The sequence below is a fragment of the Paenibacillus odorifer genome (genome assembly GCF_000758725.1).
In the GTDB taxonomy this organism is placed as follows: Bacteria; Bacillota; Bacilli; order Paenibacillales; family Paenibacillaceae; genus Paenibacillus_AQ; species Paenibacillus_AQ odorifer.
The window spans coordinates 405,554-424,561 of sequence record NZ_CP009428.1 but is presented as its reverse complement, the minus strand read 5'-3'; the positions used below and the strand labels follow the sequence as shown (position 1 = coordinate 424,561).

Genomic DNA, 19,008 nt, shown 5'->3' with positions numbered 1-19,008 from the left:
AAACGGCCTGTGTCAGAAATCTTAGTACCCGATCTGGGAGAATCCATATCCGAAGGAACCATCTACAAATGGCTGGTTAAAGAAGGCGACACGGTAGGTCAAGGCGATGTGCTCGCTGAGCTGGAAACGGATAAAGTCAATCTGGAAATTAGTGCAGAGGTGGAGGGTGTCATCTCCACCATCCTGCGTCAAGCGGGCGAGAACGTAGCCGTTGGCGAAGCCATCGGCATCATTGGAGCCGCAAGCGGCAGTACGCCGCAGGCCGCTGAAAGCGAAGCCGAAGCGCCTAAAGCGGCTCCGGCAGGCGGCAACGCAGTAGCAGCCGCCGCGCCTGTAGCCGCGCCCGAAGTGCCTGCAGCAGGTGGCGACAGCCACGCTGCATTGGCATCGCCGGGCGCACGCAAGCTGGCACGGGAGCGCGGCATCGACCTCGGCGAGGTTAGCGCCCGTGATCCTATCGGCCGGATTGGTCAGGCCGATGTGTCCGGTCATGGTGCAGCAGCGCCGCAGGCCGCTGCACCGGTAGCTCCGGCGCCGCAAGGCAAGCCGGAGCCAGCGAAGCCGGCAGCGAGCAAAGCCACGCCGGACGAGGGCAAAAACGTGGAGCGCAAGCGCATGTCGCGCAGACGGCTCACGATTGCCAGCCGCTTGGTCGAAGCGCAGCAGACCGCGGCCATGCTTACCACCTTCAACGAGGTGGACATGACAGCGATCCTCGACATCCGCAAGCGTCGCAAGGATGCATTTAAAGAGAAACATGAAGTTGGACTAGGCTTCATGTCCTTCTTCACCAAAGCCGTGATCGGTGCGCTTAAAACCTATCCACTGCTGAACGCCGAGATCGACGGTGAAGATCTGGTCGTTAAGAAATTCTACGACATCGGTATTGCTGTTGCAGCGAAAGAAGGACTTGTAGTTCCAGTAGTCCGTGATGCGGATCGGCTCAGCTTCCCGGAAATCGAGCGCCAAATTGGCGAGCTCGCTTCCAAAGCACGCGCCAATACGCTCAGCCTCTCCGAGCTGCAAGGCGGAACATTCACCATCACCAACGGTGGCGTATTCGGCTCCTTGTTATCCACACCGATTCTGAATACACCACAGGTGGGTATTCTAGGGATGCATAAGATCCAACTGCGTCCGATCGCGCTGGACGAAGAAAGAACCGTAAACCGTCCAATGATGTACATCGCCCTTTCCTATGATCACCGGATCGTTGACGGCTCTGAAGCGGTAAGCTTCCTCGTCAAAGTGAAGGAATTGCTGGAAGATCCAGAAGCACTGTTGTTAGAAGGCTAACGCTCTTCGACTTTTCGACGACATAAGAATATAAAGAAGGTATCCCTACAGCTCTCGCTTTGGGGATACCTTCTTTTATATCTGGATCGACTTGCTGCCTTCCCTGCATACGATTTAACTGTATTTTATACACTTATATCTTTCTGATCCGCTCATATCCTCTTCTCTAATTGCATTCTCTACAACTAAAATCCGTAAAAACGTCTATTTCCACTAATCTAACCAGTAATAACTGTATCAAATACAACTAAACGACCTATATACAGCTATTGGTGAACTTTAATTGCACATAATACAACTAACTTAGCGCATGCATCTACTAACTACTAACTACTAACTACTAACTACTAACTACTAACTTCAAACCTCAAACCTCAAACCTCAAACTTCAAACTTCAAACTTCAAACTTCAAACTTCAAACTTCAAACTTCAAACTTCAAACTTCAAAACTCTACTTCAATAGCTCCTCAGCCAGCTGTAAAAATTGCTCCATGGTCAAAATCTCATCTCCATAGCTGGTGAGTGTATAATACGCGTCCTGCTTCTCGTTATACCAATTCAGATAATCATAGCTGACTTCTTCCCTTACTACCTTGTTATAGATAACTTCTGTGCCTGCGACTGTGAGCTTATTAGCTTGATTCTCAGATGTTTGTTCCACGAAAACCTTGCCGCCATGCATGAGCGTTGCTGAGATCCCTATAAAAGCATTGTTCTTCGAATAAGTTACACTTAGCCCCCCTGGCTCGGACCACGGTATAGCCTTCATAAACAAATTGCGCGTCCCCTTGTCCTTATTTGCCTGAGCGGTAAGATCATTTAATGTTTCCTTATACAGAGAACCTAGCTTAGCTGTATCCGTAGTCGGAGAATTAGGATGGATTACACCATATTTAAAAGCGTACCCCGCTGCCGCTTCGGGAAGCATTGGCGCCCCTGTTCTTTTGATTTCTTTTATAAAGTCAGAATACGCATCTATCCGCTGCTCTTTATACTTAAACTGCAATTCTGTCGCCAAGCCTGCTGCACCTGCTTTATTTTTCACAAGATAGCCGATCAATTCACCCGGTTTAGCGAACTGTTCTGCTTGCTGCGCATATTTATCATAAGAAGACCTCTCTGCAGATTCGGTCGGCGCAACATGTTGAACCTTCACTACTCCTTCACTATTGCGGATTTGGATATATTCAGATGCAGCATACGCAGTCACAGAGATCAGCAGAAACAGCGTTAACATGCTAGCCACTGCCGTTGTTTTATTCATCACCCGCAGCGAGAACGATCGCTTTCGACCTGTTATGCCAGTAATACGCCCCATGACCTTATCTTCTACATCTACCTCATCCAAAAGTTCATTGCCAGCCGAGGCATAAATTATATCTTGGTATTCATTGCTGATTTTGTTTCTTTCCATGTGATCTCCTCCTCCGACTTCATAGCTTCCTGAACCTTTAGCTTGATCCGATTCATTCTTTTAGTTAGCGCATTGGGACTGACCCCTAGAATCTCACTTATCTCTGCATAAGTTTGTTCCTCAAACACCCGCAGAATAAGCATGTTTCTCTCCTCAAGCGACAATCGCGCTAAAGCTGCAGACAATGAAGGACTATACAACCGAGCATCCAGCTCCTGTTCAGGGCTTGCAGACAGTACTTCCGGACGAAAAATACGCATGACTTGCTTGTGCAGACGACGCCTGCGCAGCAGATTTAAGCAATGATGATATGCGATACGATAGAGCCAAGCCGAGAAATGCATTTGCGATTTGTATTGCTGGATAGATTGATAACCCTTTACCAAAATATCCTGAACCGCGTCCTCCGCATCCTGCTTGTTTTCTAACAAACGATAGCAATAGCGATAGATCGGCTTTTGGAATGCTCTGACAATTAAAGCATACTGCTCGGAATCCCCCTCCTGAATCCTAACGATTAGCTCTTCCAACTCTGTCGAGTCTAGCGAATCCTGTGGCGATGTAAGCACCTCCTTAACCTTTATATCTCTATAACACTTGACTGCCGAAAAAAGTGCCTATGTAAACCAAACTAAAGGAAATTTTATAAAAGGTGATAATCACAGCTTCGGAGAATATTTGAATTTCTGACGGCTGGTGTGCCCGGATTTCTTACTTATACCATTATGCACGGTTAAAATCTGGTGAGTCTATGCTTAGCAGATGCATAACAAAACCTCCCATTAGACCTGATAACTCCAGGTTTGCTTCTAATGGAAGGTTTTTTAATAAGGCTTCATTATTCTAAGACTGAGGTGTAACTTCAAAGCCTACTAGATTGTAAATTGTACAAAGGCTACTCTCTTATCATGGAAGGAGATAGAGTGATCGTAATCGTCTTATCGAACGGGGTCATAAAATTGACCAACACCGCCTTGCAGTTATCCTGCAGCTTCGCCTCACGCACCGTAGCCGCCAGATGGCCAAGCTCGCCCCCTGTCAGTTCAATCCAGTCCTCTTCACAACTATAGCGGAGGTTACCGCCGTTCCAGAGATAATGGTCCTCTCCGACAGCCTGCAATTCGCCCGAAGTGAAACATCCTTCCCGTCCAAAAACGAAAGACAACTGTGTCATAACCTCTCTAGGCTCCTCAGCATGCAACCGGAGGGTCCACCCTCTGTCCGTACGCTGAACCTCCGTCTCCACACGGAATGTCTGTTCATGCGTAAGTGCGCGGCTCTGGTGCGGGAGCAGATACCAAGGGCTTACCGGCTCCGCAGATGTTTGCGGGAGCAGTTCGCCTTCGACAGGACCGTAATACCCCTTCTTTTGTTCTCCTGACAGGTGGTATCCTTCCGGCAATTTGATCATTTTTTGCATCGGTACATATCCCGGAGAAAAGTAAGAAGCCAGCTGCACTGCAAGCAGCCTGACGGCACCGTGACGGAGTGCAAAAAAAGACGGCGTCTCCGTAATTAAGGTCACGCTAGTGTTCCCGTCCCTGTAGCGCGCAACCGGTGCTCCGAAATCAGTATGCAGCCGGCTGTGGTAAATTCGCCCTTGATGGCCGGACTTCTCCATACCCTGCAGATAGCCGTGTCGCGGAAAATCGCCGTTCAGTATTTTCTCATATTTTACAGGCAGAGCTGCCGAATCTTCAAAAGGTTGCTGAAGCTCCGGCTCCAGCAGCATCCGTACAAGTACGTTGACAGAGCAGACCCCCGGATTTTCCAGTGCACTGCCTGCCCATTCGGCCATCCCCGCAAACAATGGCTCCTTATCGAAACGGGCCAGAATAGCGTACGGTAAATAATATGGAGACAGGTCGTGAAAGCTCCCCAGATCCTGGCGCCCAGAATAATCGGTCACAACTTCGCCCTTAGGATGCACCAAATAGACCATCATGTGTAAATTCAGACGAACTGGCTCCAGCAACTGGGGCCGATCCAGCAGACGAGCGGCATGAATCAGCATGATGTCGCTGACCGCACTATAAATACCGTTGCTGCGTTCCGTCCATTCTCCATCAGGTGTAATATCCATCCCTTCCGCCAACCACTGATCCGCCCGCTGGACAGCCTCCTCCAGTCCGAACAGTTCATGCAGAAATCCCAGTGCTGCACACAATACCCAACGGTGATTCGGCGTGTGACAGCCCCCTGTAAGCATGACGGGAATAGTTCGCTTAAGAAACAGAAGCATATTATCAAGCACCTGTTGCAGTGGTGCCCAATCCTGCGACGCCAACAGTTGGTATAGCTGAGCGTAGCCGACGATGACAAAGGCTGTGTCCGGGGGAGAATGATAGTTCGTCCAGCCCGGAGAGATCGAGCCATCCTCATGTTGTGCACGCAGCACGAACTCCGTCGCCAGCAGCAGGCGGGCCAGAAGCAGCTCATCACGGTAGAATGCGGAACCCGGGTTAACCAGAGCCGCTCCCCAATAACACATATCGGTTGGTGTGCCGGTCGTATGATTAACCCAGGCAACGCCAGTACCCGGATCTATTGTCCCTCCGTAATAGCGGCTCGTCGGATCAAGTACCTGCCGGGATAATCCCTCCACTGACGCTCTATCATTACTGGCTACCAGTTGCTTGTACATTATACTTCCCTCCATGTTAACAATCTGCTCAATGTCTGGGTGGTAACAGGAGCTGAAGCCGCACCAGCTCTTGTCGGATACGTTCAGGAATTTCCGTGAACAGTTGAATCCAAGAAACGAACAATTCCTCCCGGTCCGCATATTCCCAGATCGAATAGGACAGGGAAGGCGTGAACCGGCAGGTTTGCAGATAACGGTGGACAAGACGGTCAGTTTCTTCATCCGATGCCAGTATATCGCGGAAAAAGTCACCATAAATCAGACCCTCCGCACCTGCCCCATCCTGTGTACTGGATGCGAATCCTGGTAACAGCTCAAAGACTTCAGGGAACGGGGCGAGGGCATGCTTGCCGGGTTGGACATAGAGGTCCACCCGTGTTCCGCTTAGATTGCTGCCCCCGCGCAGCAGCGCTTTAAGAAATTTCCCGTGAAAGCTCGCTTCGGCATCCACCACTTCCCCGTTTCTACCGATGTAAACCCACACATGCTCCAGATCATATAAATGCTGAATATCATAATCGTAATAAATCGCGTATTCCACAACGAACTGCACATCCGGATGCTTCACAGCTAGACGGCGCCGGAAGGAAGGAGACTCCTCCTCCTGCCGCATCACCGTTATACCGAGACGTACCGGAAAAAACGGCTCGTTCTGATCGAAAAATAAGCGCGGAGCATACTTCATAGCTAACCTACGGTCTTCATCGTTCAACATCAGACCTGCCCTCTACGCGCCAATTTGGCCATAAGCAGCCGATGACTTTCATCAATTTCTTCCGGCTGGCAAGCTGCCTTCAGCTCATACACTTTGACCTGCGCCCGTTCAATCATCGGCAGATACGCATCATAGAATTCCATATTCCCGCTGTTTACATAAGGGCACCAGTGGTCAGACAGACCGATGGTCTCATGAATGTGAACACCTACAATATCATCCATCAGACCTTCCATTTCCCCCACACTGTCGTACAAACCCAAACGGTCCATCATAATGGCATGCCCGGTGTCATACCATATGCCCACAGGCGCTCCCTTTAGCGCCTTAATAATCGTTTTGGCTTCCGCAAGCGTCGGAATCTGCTGCGGTTTGGAACGTGTTTCGATACCAAAGCGGACGTTTAGCCCCTCAGAAACTGCCCGGTTACATACTTCATCTAGGCTTTCAATAATTTTCTGCACATAGCCGGCGCTGTAAGCTTCCCGCCGCTCCATCAGTTCCGCCCATTTGCTGCGATAAGCGTTAGAATCTCTACCCTCTCCGTTATAAATTTGCTCCAGCTCTTTGCTGATATCATTTGGAAAGGGTACCTCACCGGGATGCACAACAACGGCTTCTCCTCCGTAACGCTGAGCGTACTTAGCCGAGCCAATCAGCAGCTCAATCGCCCGCTGCCGCTTCTCCTCATCCTCAAAACCTAGCAGCACGGAATCTGTGCCATAATCGGAGTCATGCACATGCGGGAAGGTGTTGTGGACACTGGAGATCCCCATCTCCCCCCGCTCAAGCATCGGCTCGATCGTTTCCAGCATTTCCTTAGTCACATTATAGTTCAGCTCCACCCGCTGAAAGCCGAGATCGCGGATTTCCCGCAGCATGGCGTCACCGGCAGTGTGGCGTTTAATGTTCCAGCAAGTTGAGAACGAAAATATGCCTTTGTTCTCCATAATTATGTTTTCCTCCCTTGTTACAGCTTACGGTTCAACCTTTTACGGCACCAAGCATTACCCCGCTGACAAAATATTTCTGCAGCCATGGATATACGGCAAGGATCGGTACTGTTGCAAAGATAACAGTGGCCGCTTTTAGGCTCTCTGGTGTCAGTGGGGTCCGGTTAGCACCTTCCATTTGTGTCAGTTCGGATACCATGTTGTTCTGCACCATCTGGAACAGCTTAAGCTGGAGCGGATACAAATCAGGATTATTGATATACATCAGAGAATCCTGAAAGCCGTTCCACCTTCCCACTGCGTAGAAAAGAGCCAACGTGGCCATAACCGGCATGGATAGCGGCAATATAATACTCATCAGTGTACGAAGATGGGAACTGCCATCGATCTCGGCGGATTCCTCCAGGCTGGCAGGAATGTTATTGAAAAAGGAGATCAGGATAATCAGGTTAAAGGGGCTGACCAGACCTGGCAGAATAAGCGACCAGACCGAATTAATCAAATGTAAATCACGGATCAACAAATATTCAGGAATAATACCACCGCTGAAAAACATGGTGATAACGATCAGATACATAAAAAATTTGCGGCCCTTCAATTTTCTTTTGGTCAGCGGATAAGCTGCTGCGACAGTGAAAAGCATACATAGCACCGTTGTGGCAAACGTCAGAATAACCGTAAAGACAAGAGAGCGGATCATCGCATTATTGGAAAAAACATTAATGTATGCATTCCAGTTCAATTCAATGGGGAAAATCGTTACTTCTCCAGAAGTAATTGCCCGGTTGGAACTAAGCGACACGGCAATCACATGCAAAAACGGAGCCAAGCAGAACAACACGAACAAGGCAACAAACGTTATATTGACGATATCGAATATCCGGTTTGAGGTACGTTCACTCATAGCACTCCGCCTCCTTCTTTCTTTATCATAAAATACCGTCTCCGGTCACTTTTTTCGAAATATAGTTGGAGCCAAAAATAAACACCAGTCCCACCACAGCCTGGAACAATCCGACTACGGTAGCCAACGTATATTGTCCGGATTCTAGACCCACCCGGTACACAAAGGTACTAAGCACATCAGAATACTCACGCACAGCAGTGTTACCGATAATGTAAGGACGGTCAAAACCGATGCTGACCATCTTCCCCAGATTGAGGATAAGCAGCGTCACGATAGTTGGTTTTATACTGGGAAGCGTAATGTAACGGATTTTCTTCAGCCTTGTCGCTCCATCCACTTCAGCAGCTTCAAACAGCTCTCGGTTGACACCGGTTAACGCCGCCAGATAAAGGATAGTCCCCCAACCAGCACTTTGCCAGACGCCTGTGAATAAGTAAGTGATCAGCCAGGGATTTTTTTCAGTCAGAAACGGAATGGGAGTAAGGCCTAAGCTCTCCAGCACACCGTTCACCATACCGGACTGGTTGCCGAATAATTGATACACAATCCCCCCGATGATCACCCAGGAAATAAAGTGGGGGATATACAAAATCGTCTGCGATATTTTCTTGAACCACACCGAACGAATTTCGAACAGCATAATCGCCAGGATAATCGGAGCCGGAAAAGAGACCAGCAAATCCAGAAAATTCAGCATAAAGGTATTGCGCAAGGTGGTATAGAACTCTCTCATTCCAAAAACCTCGCGGAACGCATCAAAGCCGATCCACTCGCTGCCTCCAATCCCTTGAAACAAATTGAAATCCTTAAAAGCAATCTGCACACCATACATCGGACCATAGCGGAAGATCAGGAAATAAATAATAGGCAGCGAAAGCAGCGCGTACAATTGCCAATACCGTCTAAAGTATGTCGCTTTGCTCAAGTCGTTTTCCTCCTAAGGAGAAAAACCGGGTGGAGCGCAGCACCATCTCCCCCCGGTTTTCACTATATATTTGTTTATTGAGCTGAAAGTTCCTTAAACGACTTCTCCAGTTCCTCTTTCAGCTTGGTTCCGCCCAAAGTCATATAATCTTTCATTTCCTGCTCGTAAACCGCTTCAAATTGCTCCGGTTTGGCCATTGCTGTCTTTACAATAATTACGTTGAGCTTATCTTTAAGCGTTGTGCCATATTGGGATTCCGCTTCTATCGGCTTGCCGAAGACGAGCGGACCCACCGTGTCAGCGTTGGCGATAGCGATTGATTGAGTCAGCATCTCCCGGTTACGTTCCGGGAAGCCCAGCGCCCATGCTTTTTCATTAGTGGCCTGATCACCAATGTTTTTGCCGTTGGAGATAATGGCCATGTCACCCGCGTTAAACAGACGATCGGCGAACTCCTGGGAAACATCTGTTTTAGCCACTGGAATACCGTCTACCAGATCGTAGTTTTCACCTTCAACGCCATTTTGGATATCAATCAGATTATTATCCGAAGCCATCCAATCGAGATACTTAACGGCTTCCACGGCGCGTTTACTACTCTTCGGAATCATGATGTACATGCCGTTGGAGGCATACCGGGATTTAATGTGCTTGTTATCAACGTTGGCGTTGGTTAAGACGTCTACCGGCAGCACCTTGCTTCCCTCTACATTTTTGTAGAGATTATCTAGGGTACCATCGGCATAGAACAAGACATCCACATCCTCCGACCAGTAGCCTACATTGCCGTTCTGGATATCCTTGGCCAACTGTGTTTTATCCTCGTCCAGACTGAAGTCCTTACTGATCATCCCTTCATTGTAGAGCTTATTAAGAAATTGCAGGGCATCCTTAAAGCCCTCATGCAGCGGCAGCTCATAACGTTGGCTGTAGGTCAGATCGCCGCTGATCGGCTTCATGAAAGAGAAAATCAACGTCTCGAATTGGGCTGGTGCCAGTGCCATGCCCATCGGGATGTTTTTGCTGCCGAGATTGCCCGGATCCTTTTCTTTAAACGCTTTCAAAGTGGTGTACAGCTCATCGGTCGTCGTTGGCACAGGCAATCCTAATTTATCTAACCAATCCTGACGGATGTAGGAGCTATAACGGCCTGTGATCGCCCGTTTACCAGGGATCGCATACTGTTGGCCTTCAAGCTGGCCGAACGCCAGCGTATCCTCGCCAATAAACTTTTTCAGATTCGGGCCATATTCATCGAGAATTTCTCCGACATCAGTCAAGCCACCTTGCTGGGCATACCGATAAAACACACTGGAATCATACGTAAATACGATATCGGGCACATCCGTATTGCTCGCCATCAAAACATTCAGCTTGGTAACTTCCTCAGAACGTTGGATAGGTACAAATTCCACATCAATGTTATTCGGATCTCCGAACTTTTCCTGCACTAGTTTAGTTAAGTAGTTATTGGTAATGGTATGAGGGGCTGGGCTGTTGCCGCGATCAAACACTTCCACCTTTAATGTAACGCGCTTGGCACTTTCGCCGGCTGCGGCACCCTCGGATGCTGTGTTGTTTTTAGAATCATTGGAACAGCCTGCTAGCAGAGAAACGCCCATTATTGCGGTTAATCCGATCCCGATTGCTTTCTTCAGAACTCCTTGATGTACGTTCACTGTCATTTTTCCATCCCCTTCGCCCTTGCAGGCTTTAATGGTGTATTTATGATCCCCTAGCCTTAACTCTATCCATCCCCAGCGGAATCCATAGCTCGTGATGCTTTTTACTGCCGTGCTACTGGGTCGCTTGTTGTTCTGGATGCCCACAGTATTTCACGAATTTCGGCAGTCTGACAATAAACCTCTTTCGGATGCTCATATCCCAGCAAAATCGGACTTCCGGTTTATCTATACAAACCATTTTCGTAGAATAAACCGCTTTCAAAAGTGTGAAAATAAAGACCGCATCGGTGTTCGCGCCCCCATCATAGAGGTTGGCGTGCACAGATGCGGTTATAAAAAACTATTGTTCACTTGCTATTGGATTAATAAAGTCGGCAGCCTATAGTCTGGAGGTCCCGCGCCCGCGCTTTAAAGAACGGTAGTCACCCGGCGTGATTCCTAATACTCGTTTGAATACCCTGCCGAATGTAATTGCATTCGCATACCCCACCTGGAGTGCAATATCCTGCAGCGAACATTCCGTTTCCACTAAAAGCTTTTCGGCTTCCTTCATGCGTAGCTCTGTTAGAAAATCAACAAATTTCATTTTAAATTCTGTTTTAAATAGATAGCTGGCATATTTGCCGGATACCTGAAACCGGTCGCTCAAATGCTTTAAGGAGAGATCGGGATTTGTAAAATTCTCTTCTATATAGTTCTTCATCTCGGTTACCATCGCCCGGTAGCTTTTAGTCTCACTGACAGAAACATAAGTGCGGAATAAATCAGTCAAATACTCAAACAAAATCCCCTTCATTTCATCTATGGATTCTGCCTCTTCCAGCCGCTTCAGCTGCTTCTCCGCATTTTCCGCTGACAGCTCATCCTGCAGCTGCTCAGACATGACAGCCACTTCCCGGCTCAGCATCTGTAGCATGGCCTGAATTAGAGAGCGAATATCATCATCTTGTAAATAATCCTGTTTAAAACCATCAAAAACACCTTCCAGCAGTTCCCGCCATTGGCCGCTCGACATCCGGAACTGCTTAACAAACTCAGCAATCATTTGTAGATACTTGAATGTCTCAAGAAGCGGCTGGCGCGTTTCTCCAAATTCCGTTAAAGCGATGTCTTCGTACATTAAAAGCTTGTGCTGCATCACATTCTCCGCTGCCGCATAGGAATCGCGAATCTCCCCTGGCCCAGCCGCCACTGGCCCGATAGCGAAGCTTAGGGAGAGGCGCAAATTCTGCTCCACCCAGGTGCGGCAGTCCTCAGCGAATACACGGATTTTCTCTGCCATCTCTTCATCACTTCCTGTGGTCAGGAAGAGAATTGCCGCCCGGTCAGTCCCAATCCACTCCGCCCAAGCCTGCAATTCCGCACTCCGCGCCAATTCTTGAAAGACATTCATCAGGGCAAATTTAAGCGTGTTCTGATCGCCCCTTGTATACCGATCTTGAAAAACCTTGTCGTAGCGGTTGATTTCGCTTAGCACAACCATAAAGCGGGATGTGGAATGAGCTCCGGAGAGCGGCGACAGCTCTTCCATCCGCTGGACGACATTGTCCAACCGTTCGCTTTGCAAGAGATCGTTGAAAAGCTTGCTGCGCTGTAACAGCAGATTCTCTCTGCTTTTCTTATCATAATCCGTCATATGGTTGATTAGATCTTCCAGCACCCCGTCAATGAGCATCATTTCGTCCGGTCTGTCGTTGGATTGGTCCAGCTTGCGAATTTGATGGCCTTCAATCCGGTTCATAATCACCTGAATTGGTTTATAGTTCCGCCGCGTAACATAGATCAGGTAAAAAATCGCGCACACAACCGTACCTAAGGCAATAGCTACCCAAAGGTAAGAAATCACCGACACCCAGCTGAATAGACTGCCCGTTTTGATCCCGCTGGAAAACGTCCAGCCAAGCCTTTCCATATATAAAGTGTTCAACTGCTTCCCATTCTTGGCACCTTCACTGTCCGAATGGGCCTGATAGACCACCTGTCCATCTGCGCCAAAGATGGTCAGAAAGGACAACTGTTCGTTGACCATACCGTCGACGATCTGTTCCATTCCGCTCATCTTGAGATTGATTACGAGCACTCCCTCCGAGCCGAAGGGCAGCGGCATTCCTTTATTTATGGTAAGCACACGTATAGACGTACGCTGAAATTCATCTTTGTATTCCCTAACAGGCTGCCAGCCTTCCGATAAAGAGCCGGAGGTGATGCGGCCAATCCAATCCTCGTCTACAAATCCTGAAAGGTCCTTTAATCCAGTTTCTGTTAAAACGCTTTCATTTCTCTTGTCATAAAGATAGATGGACTGAATATAGGGCGATTCACGCGTCAAGCTGCGTAGATTCTGGGCAACAGCGTAGACGGTCGCCATATCAATCTGGCCTTGATTGTTAAAATAACGTTTATAAGCATCGCTGCGTTCAGCAGCCTCCAGCACTGACAATTCAGCTTCCTTGATCGTTCGGTCCACATTATCCATAAGATAGCTGGCGGTGATACGGTCCGCTTTTTTGGTTTCCATTCGTGAAATATCATTAATAAATACAAAAGAGGCAAAAATCAGTATCGTCACAGTAAGCAAAAAAATAGGAAAGTAGGACAGCAGTAATCGGCGATACCAGGAACGGAACAATAGATAACCCCCTCTGTACAACCGTTAGGATACCCGGCCACGGTTTAGCCGTTAATGCACGAGTAGTTCATAGATATTTGGCTGCACCATCATGGAAATGGAAACTCTTCCGCCTAATTTGCTGCCATTATAACACATACAACATGAACCCGACCAACGAAGCCATTCGTATTTTACACCCGCTCATTAAAAAGGCGAGGTGCGCACAGCCATAGCCGTGAACCCCCGCATATAAATCTGTCCGAGCAGCCGCCAAGCACCAAGTGGTAGCCCTCCTCGGCCTATAAACCACTCAGATCTCTGATATAACGGCGCGCCTTGATCGCATATTCCAGTGGATCGGCAAGTGCCGGATCCTGCTCCGCTTCCACTACAAACCATCCCGTATAAGAGTAACTTGCCAATTCGGTGAAAATCTCCGCAAAGGATATACATCCATCGCCAGGTACGGTGAATGCGCCCGCTTTTACAGCCTGGAGAAAACTGAGCTGATCCCGCAGCACACGCTGAACAACCTCCGGACGTATATCCTTCAAATGGACATGTTTAATCCGAGGTAGATGGATGCGCAGCACCTCTAAGGGATTCTCACCGGCAAAAGCTAGATGACCGGTATCGAACAGCAGGGACACCTCTTCCGGTTCCGTGAGCTCCATTAGCTTAGCAATTTCGCCCCCAGTCTGCACCCCTGTCCCCATATGATGATGGTATACAAGCGCCATACCTTTTTCAGCAGCCAGCCGGCCAAGCCCACCCAGTCCATCGGCAAGTGCGGCCCACTCCGCTTCTGTGAATACAGGTTTATTAGCAAATAGCGGCGTATCCATTTGTCCCTGAATACTCCGCCCTTGCTCTGAGACGACAATCACCTTCGCACCCATCTCATATAAAAAATCACGATGCGCGCAAAAAGCCTCCGCTGTCTCCTCATATGGCCGCACAGTCAGATACGCGCTGAACCAAGCGCTGGCAATCTCAAGTCCACGAAGCTCCAGTGCCCGGCGCAGCCGTTCCGGAGAGCGTGGATACTTGTTGCCCACCTCGCTTCCCTGAAACCCGGCAAGCGCCATTTCGCTAATGCACTGTTCAAAGGTATTGTCTTTTCCCAGTTCAGGCATATCATCATTAGTCCAAGCGATAGGAGCAATCGCCAGCTTGACCGCATGTTCTTTGAACATCATCGATTCTACCCCTTCCGTTTCACAGTATTACTAATACTAATAACTGCGGGCCTTTCCAAGCTGTTCAAGCTTCTGCTCGTGGGCAGCCCGAACGGCCTCACTGCCGGACACTTCTGGAACACCAACATTCCACCAGGCTCCGTAACCATGTGTCATTGTCTTGGGCAGCACCTTAATGTCGATTAGGGTGGAACGATCCTGCAGCTGAGCCTCCCTCAAAGCGTCACGCAGCTGCTCAGCCGTTGACGCACGGAAGGTCTTCACTCCATATCCCGCGGCACTTGCTGCATAATCTATGCCTATCAGTTCGCCGCTCAGCTGACCTTCCGGGCCCCGGTAGCGGAATTCAGTCGCCATGCTATCCAGTCCTTGCTCCATCTGCAGGTTGTTAATGCAGCCAAACCCCATGTTATCTAGCAGAATGACGTTGATCTTCTTGTTCTCCTGAAGGCTCGTCACTAGTTCTGAATGCAGCATTTGATAGCTGCCATCGCCCACCAATGCATATACCTCCCGGTCCGGCTCCGCCAATTTCACACCGAGTGCACCGGAGATTTCATACCCCATACACGAAAAGCCATATTCCATATGGTAAGTATCCGGCACAGTGGAATTCCACATCCGCTGCATGTCGCCCGGTAAGCTGCCTGCGGCTCCTATCACAATGGCGTCTTTCGGAAGATATTCATTGAGAATCCCGAGTACCTGTGTTTGCGCCAGCGAAGTGTTCAACTTCGCCGCATATTCAGATAGCTTCTCGTCAAGATGTCCGGCAACTTCCGGCACGAAGGAAACTGAAGAACGATCTGGACGATCTGAACGATCTGCCTTCTGATTCACCGTATACTCCACGTCAGATAGACGCTTTCTTTCCACTTCCCATGCCCTTTTTGCCACTACAATTTCATCTGTATAAGCGGTGCGGTAACCGCGCTCCTCTAACGTGGCAGACAGCGCTCTAAGACCTTCGGCAGCATCACAGACCACAGCCAGCGCATCCAGCTTGGAGGCATGGTAAAGGGAAGCGTTAATTGTCAGGAACTCCACCTCGGGATGGGCGAACAAACTCTTCGAACCTGTCGTGAAGTCCGTAAACCGGGTACCCACACCGATCACCAGATCCGCTTCTGCGGCCAACGTATTAGCACAGCCATTCCCGGTAACTCCTATGCCACCGAGATTGTAGGCACAGTCGCTTGCCACGGCACTTTTTCCGGCTTGCGTCTCACCGAATGGGATGGCGAATTTCTCTGCAAATGCACGTAATTCCATCCCTGCATCTGCATACCGGACTCCACCCCCACAGACCAGCAGAGGTCGCTGTTTGCTGGCAATAAGATCAGCTGCCGCAGCAAGCTCATCCGGATGCGGAGTACGGGAAACGATCCGATGGATGCGCTTGCGGAAGAACTCAAGTGGATAGTCCCAGGCCTCCCCTTGCACATCCTGCGGCAGCGCAATCGTGACTGCCCCGGTATCTGCCTGATCAGTCAGCACACGCATCGCGTTCAGCAATGCTGTCATCAGTTGCTCTGGCCGATAAATCCGGTCCCAATATTTGCTCACCGCTTTGAAGGCATCGTTGACCGTTATCGACAGATTGTAGGTGTGCTCCATTTGCTGAAGTACCGGGTCCGGTTGACGGGTGGCAAAGGTATCGCCGGGGAGCAGCAGCACGGGAATCTGATTCGCCGTCGCAGTGGCAGCGGCTGTCAGCATATTGGCTGAACCCGGCCCTACCGAAGCGGTGCAGGCCATGATTCGCCGTCTGCGGCTCTGCTTCGCGAAGGCAGTCGCCGTATGAACCATTCCTTGCTCATTTCTCCCCTGATAGACCGTCAACTCACCCGGCGCCTCCTGAAGTGCCTGCCCCAAACCAAGTACATTGCCGTGGCCGAAAACGGTGAATATACCGTGTACAAAACGCTCCGGTCCATTGCCAAAGTCCACATATTGCTGGTTCAGAAATTTCACCAGCGCCTGCGCCGTCGTTAATCTAATCGTATCCACATGAAGCCTCCCTTTCGCCGTTTTTGTTACTGCCAGCGGGCAGTGACGACTTTTTTGCGTGTATAAAATTCAACCCCGTCGCTTCCATTCGCATGCAGATCGCCATAGAAGGAATCCTTCCAGCCGGAGAAAGGGAAAAAGGCCATCGGTGCTGGCACTCCGACATTGACACCCAACATGCCTGACTCGATATTTTCCCGGAAATAGCGCACTTTCCCGCCGTCATTCGTAAAAATACATGCCCCGTTGGCAAAACGAGAGGTATTGGCAATTTCAATCGCCTCTTCTACATCCTTGACACGGATCACTGCCAGGACAGGCGCGAAGATTTCCTCCTGCCAGATTTTCATTTCCCGGGTCACTCCATCAAACAAGGTTGGGCCGATAAAATAACCCTGTCCCTGCACCGCGGCATCCGCCCGGCCGTCCCTTAGCAACTTAGCACCCTCAGCCACGCCTTGTTCAATATAAGCGACCGTTTTGTCTTTGTGACTTTGGCGGATAACCGGCCCAAGAAACGTGTCGTCGTCTAAACCATTGCCGATGTTCATCTGCTCACATTCCCTCAGGAGGATGGAGATCAGCTCATCAGCAACCTCTTCCTGCACCGTTACCACGGAGCAAGCCATACAGCGCTCTCCCGCCGAGCCGAAGGCTGCGTTGACAATCTGTGTTGCCGAAGCCTCAAGATTCGCGTCTGCCAACACGATAGAGTGATTTTTCGCCCCTGCCAACGCCTGAACCCGCTTCAAACACGCCGTACCCTTCTTGTAGACATATTCGGCCACTGGCTGTGAGCCAACGAAGGAAATCGCCTTCACATCAGGATGCTCCAGCAGGCCGTTTACCACCTCATGCGCACCGTTAACCAGATTGAGCACGCCTTTCGGAAGCCCGGCTTCCTCTAGCAATTCGACCAAACGCGCTGCCAGCAGCGGTGTGCGTTCGGAGGGCTTCAGCACAAAGGTATTTCCACAGGCGATGGCCAACGGGAACATCCAGCAAGGCACCATCATCGGAAAATTAAACGGTGTGATCCCGCCGACTACACCGATGGGATAGCGATACATCCCAGACTCGATGCCTGTCGCGATGTCGGGCAGCTGCCGACCCATCATCAGCGTCGGCGCACCTGCCGCAAATTCCACACACTCAATGCCGCGCTGCACCTCTCCGTAGGCCTCTTTGAAGCTTTTTCCATTCTCCAGCGTGATCGTCTTCGCCAGTTCATCCCAATGGTCCATCAGCAGCTGCTGATATTTGAACAAGATCCGCGCTCTGCGCGGCACCGGTGTCTTGGACCAGCCTGCAAAAGCCGCCTTTGCCGCCGCCACTGCCCGATCAACATCGACTCTGCTGGACAGCGGAACACTTGCCATCTCCTCACCAGACGCTGGATTGTATACCGTTTCTGTCTGCTCCGCAGCCGCCTCTACCCACTGCCCGTCAATATAGTTGTTCAGCACTTGCACGGTTTGCTGTGCCATTCTACTCACTCCTTCATCTCTATTAATGCGATCCCGCGAATGTAATCTAATCTTGCATAGCTATTCGATCTGGGGTTGTTTGAGTTGTGTCCTCTCCAACCTCCGCCTACTTACTCTGCACCTGAAGTGATTTCCTCGTTAGACAATAAAAACGCTTCCAATTCATCCAAGGTTGGCATGGCATCCGAACAGCTGTGGCGGGAGATGACAATGGATGCCGACGCGCTGCCGCGGCGCATGGCCTCACCCACGCTTTCCCCCCGCATTAGACTGTGAATAAAGGCTGAGGCGTAAGAATCTCCGGCTCCAAATGTCTTCAATACTTTAGCGGGAAAAATACCACTCCGATGCTTCTGCCCATCCGCCGTGTAGGAGATTGAACCACTCCCGCCATGCTTGATAACGACCAGCTTTGCTTGGTGCGAGAACCAGCGGTTAACTGTTGCTTCGTCATCTGCATCTGTTACATTGTACAGGCTCTCCATCATATTAAATTCCTCACGGGTACCGATGATACAATCGCATTTCTCAGCTGCCAGATTATAATAAACCGCTGTTTCTGCGGCTGACTTCCACGTATAGGGGCGGTAATCGAGATCAAAAAATACAGTGACATTGTGCTTGCGGGCGAACTCCAAAGCGACAAACACAGCCTCACGGGACGGACTTTGTGCCAGTGCAGTACCTGAGATCAGCAGTGCCTTGGACTTCCGAATATACTCTTCCGAGATCTCCTCCGTACTCAGCAGCAAATCAGCCACATGATCCCGGTACATCAGAATGCTGCACTCCTGAGGGCTCTTTATTTCAGTAAAAGCAAGCCCAGTCACTGCACCAGTCTGGTCAACACTCACCTGGCTATCGTCAATGCCATTCCTTTGCAGATAAGTTCGGATAAAACGGCCCATCTGATCATCGGATATCTTACCGATAAAGCCAGTGCGCATCCCTAGCCGTGCTGCTCCAATTATGATATTGGCAGGAGAGCCGCCAACATATTTGGTAAAGGTCAGTGTCTCTTCCATTGGTCTTCCGGTTTCATTAGCGTTCAAGTCAATACAGAGCCGACCGACAGCGATTAAATCCAGCGGTCGTGCAGGATCGAACTGTAAACCGTTCATTATGACGCCTCCTTGAGAAAACTTCAGTGAAATGGATTAA

14 protein-coding genes are annotated in these 19,008 nt (G+C 49.7%); 1 reads left to right on the top strand and 13 read right to left on the bottom strand.

What is annotated here, in order from left to right:
- Positions 1 to 9: 9 nt before the first annotated feature.
- Entirely contained in the window at positions 10 to 1,296 is a 1,287-nt protein-coding gene (gene odhB, locus PODO_RS01850; protein WP_038568372.1) for a 2-oxoglutarate dehydrogenase complex dihydrolipoyllysine-residue succinyltransferase, read from the top strand.
- 452 nt (positions 1,297 to 1,748) lie between these two features.
- On the opposite strand, the gene PODO_RS01845 is transcribed toward odhB, so the two are convergent.
- The 13 genes from PODO_RS01845 to iolC all read right to left on the bottom strand — a co-directional run bounded on the left by PODO_RS01845 (position 1,749) and on the right by iolC (position 18,968).
- Complete coding sequence (locus PODO_RS01845) at positions 1,749 to 2,711, bottom strand: hypothetical protein (protein WP_038568369.1); 963 nt, start codon at positions 2,709 to 2,711, stop codon at positions 1,749 to 1,751.
- Entirely contained in the window at positions 2,672 to 3,280 is a 609-nt protein-coding gene (locus tag PODO_RS01840) for an RNA polymerase sigma factor (protein WP_038568366.1), read from the bottom strand. Before PODO_RS01840 ends, PODO_RS01845 begins: the two co-directional genes overlap by 40 nt.
- Positions 3,281 to 3,606: 326 nt before the next feature.
- Positions 3,607 to 5,355 carry a hypothetical protein gene (locus PODO_RS01835; RefSeq protein WP_038568364.1) on the bottom strand — a complete coding sequence of 583 codons (1,749 nt, stop codon included), beginning with the start codon at positions 5,353 to 5,355 and terminating at the stop codon, positions 3,607 to 3,609.
- A 28-nt stretch (positions 5,356 to 5,383) separates the two neighbouring features.
- Positions 5,384 to 6,070: a hypothetical protein gene (locus tag PODO_RS01830; RefSeq protein WP_038568362.1), complete on the bottom strand. Its 687-nt coding sequence runs from the start codon at positions 6,068 to 6,070 to the stop codon at positions 5,384 to 5,386.
- Positions 6,070 to 7,020, bottom strand: a complete 951-nt coding sequence (locus tag PODO_RS01825) for a sugar phosphate isomerase/epimerase family protein (protein ID WP_038568359.1) — start codon at positions 7,018 to 7,020, stop codon at positions 6,070 to 6,072. Before PODO_RS01825 ends, PODO_RS01830 begins: the two co-directional genes overlap by 1 nt.
- A gap of 34 nt (positions 7,021 to 7,054) precedes the next feature.
- On the bottom strand, positions 7,055 to 7,927 hold the full coding sequence (locus PODO_RS01820) for a carbohydrate ABC transporter permease (RefSeq protein WP_038568356.1): 873 nt from the start codon (positions 7,925 to 7,927) through the stop codon (positions 7,055 to 7,057).
- A 25-nt stretch (positions 7,928 to 7,952) separates the two neighbouring features.
- Entirely contained in the window at positions 7,953 to 8,855 is a 903-nt protein-coding gene (locus PODO_RS01815) for an ABC transporter permease (RefSeq protein ID WP_038568353.1), read from the bottom strand.
- A 74-nt stretch (positions 8,856 to 8,929) separates the two neighbouring features.
- Complete coding sequence (locus tag PODO_RS01810) at positions 8,930 to 10,540, bottom strand: extracellular solute-binding protein (protein ID WP_038574040.1); 1,611 nt, start codon at positions 10,538 to 10,540, stop codon at positions 8,930 to 8,932.
- Between the two features lie 379 nt (positions 10,541 to 10,919).
- Complete coding sequence (locus tag PODO_RS01805; RefSeq protein ID WP_038568352.1) at positions 10,920 to 13,169, bottom strand: helix-turn-helix domain-containing protein; 2,250 nt, start codon at positions 13,167 to 13,169, stop codon at positions 10,920 to 10,922.
- A gap of 281 nt (positions 13,170 to 13,450) precedes the next feature.
- Complete coding sequence (iolE, locus tag PODO_RS01800; protein WP_038574038.1) at positions 13,451 to 14,347, bottom strand: myo-inosose-2 dehydratase; 897 nt, start codon at positions 14,345 to 14,347, stop codon at positions 13,451 to 13,453.
- Between the two features lie 39 nt (positions 14,348 to 14,386).
- On the bottom strand, positions 14,387 to 16,360 hold the full coding sequence (gene iolD / locus PODO_RS01795; protein WP_038568349.1) for a 3D-(3,5/4)-trihydroxycyclohexane-1,2-dione acylhydrolase (decyclizing): 1,974 nt from the start codon (positions 16,358 to 16,360) through the stop codon (positions 14,387 to 14,389).
- 26 nt (positions 16,361 to 16,386) lie between these two features.
- Positions 16,387 to 17,847, bottom strand: coding sequence for a CoA-acylating methylmalonate-semialdehyde dehydrogenase (locus PODO_RS01790; RefSeq protein ID WP_038568346.1), 1,461 nt, complete (start codon positions 17,845 to 17,847; stop codon positions 16,387 to 16,389).
- Positions 17,848 to 17,957: 110 nt separating this feature from the next.
- Positions 17,958 to 18,968, bottom strand: coding sequence for a 5-dehydro-2-deoxygluconokinase (iolC, locus tag PODO_RS01785; RefSeq protein WP_038568343.1), 1,011 nt, complete (start codon positions 18,966 to 18,968; stop codon positions 17,958 to 17,960).
- Positions 18,969 to 19,008 lie beyond the last annotated feature (40 nt).

Excerpts from the sequence above, each read along its gene's own strand:
- PODO_RS01790 (WP_038568346.1), bottom strand. The coding sequence starts at position 17,847 with ATGGCACAGCAAACCGTGCAAGTGCTGAACAACTATATTGACGGGCAG.
- PODO_RS01825 (WP_038568359.1), bottom strand. The coding sequence starts at position 7,020 with ATGGAGAACAAAGGCATATTTTCGTTCTCAACTTGCTGGAACATTAAA.
- iolE (WP_038574038.1), bottom strand. The coding sequence starts at position 14,347 with ATGTTCAAAGAACATGCGGTCAAGCTGGCGATTGCTCCTATCGCTTGG.
- PODO_RS01810 (WP_038574040.1), bottom strand. The coding sequence starts at position 10,540 with ATGACAGTGAACGTACATCAAGGAGTTCTGAAGAAAGCAATCGGGATC.
- iolC (WP_038568343.1), bottom strand. The coding sequence starts at position 18,968 with ATGAACGGTTTACAGTTCGATCCTGCACGACCGCTGGATTTAATCGCT.
- PODO_RS01845 (WP_038568369.1), bottom strand. The coding sequence starts at position 2,711 with ATGGAAAGAAACAAAATCAGCAATGAATACCAAGATATAATTTATGCC.
- PODO_RS01830 (WP_038568362.1), bottom strand. The coding sequence starts at position 6,070 with ATGTTGAACGATGAAGACCGTAGGTTAGCTATGAAGTATGCTCCGCGC.
- PODO_RS01820 (WP_038568356.1), bottom strand. The coding sequence starts at position 7,927 with ATGAGTGAACGTACCTCAAACCGGATATTCGATATCGTCAATATAACG.
- PODO_RS01835 (WP_038568364.1), bottom strand. The coding sequence starts at position 5,355 with ATGTACAAGCAACTGGTAGCCAGTAATGATAGAGCGTCAGTGGAGGGA.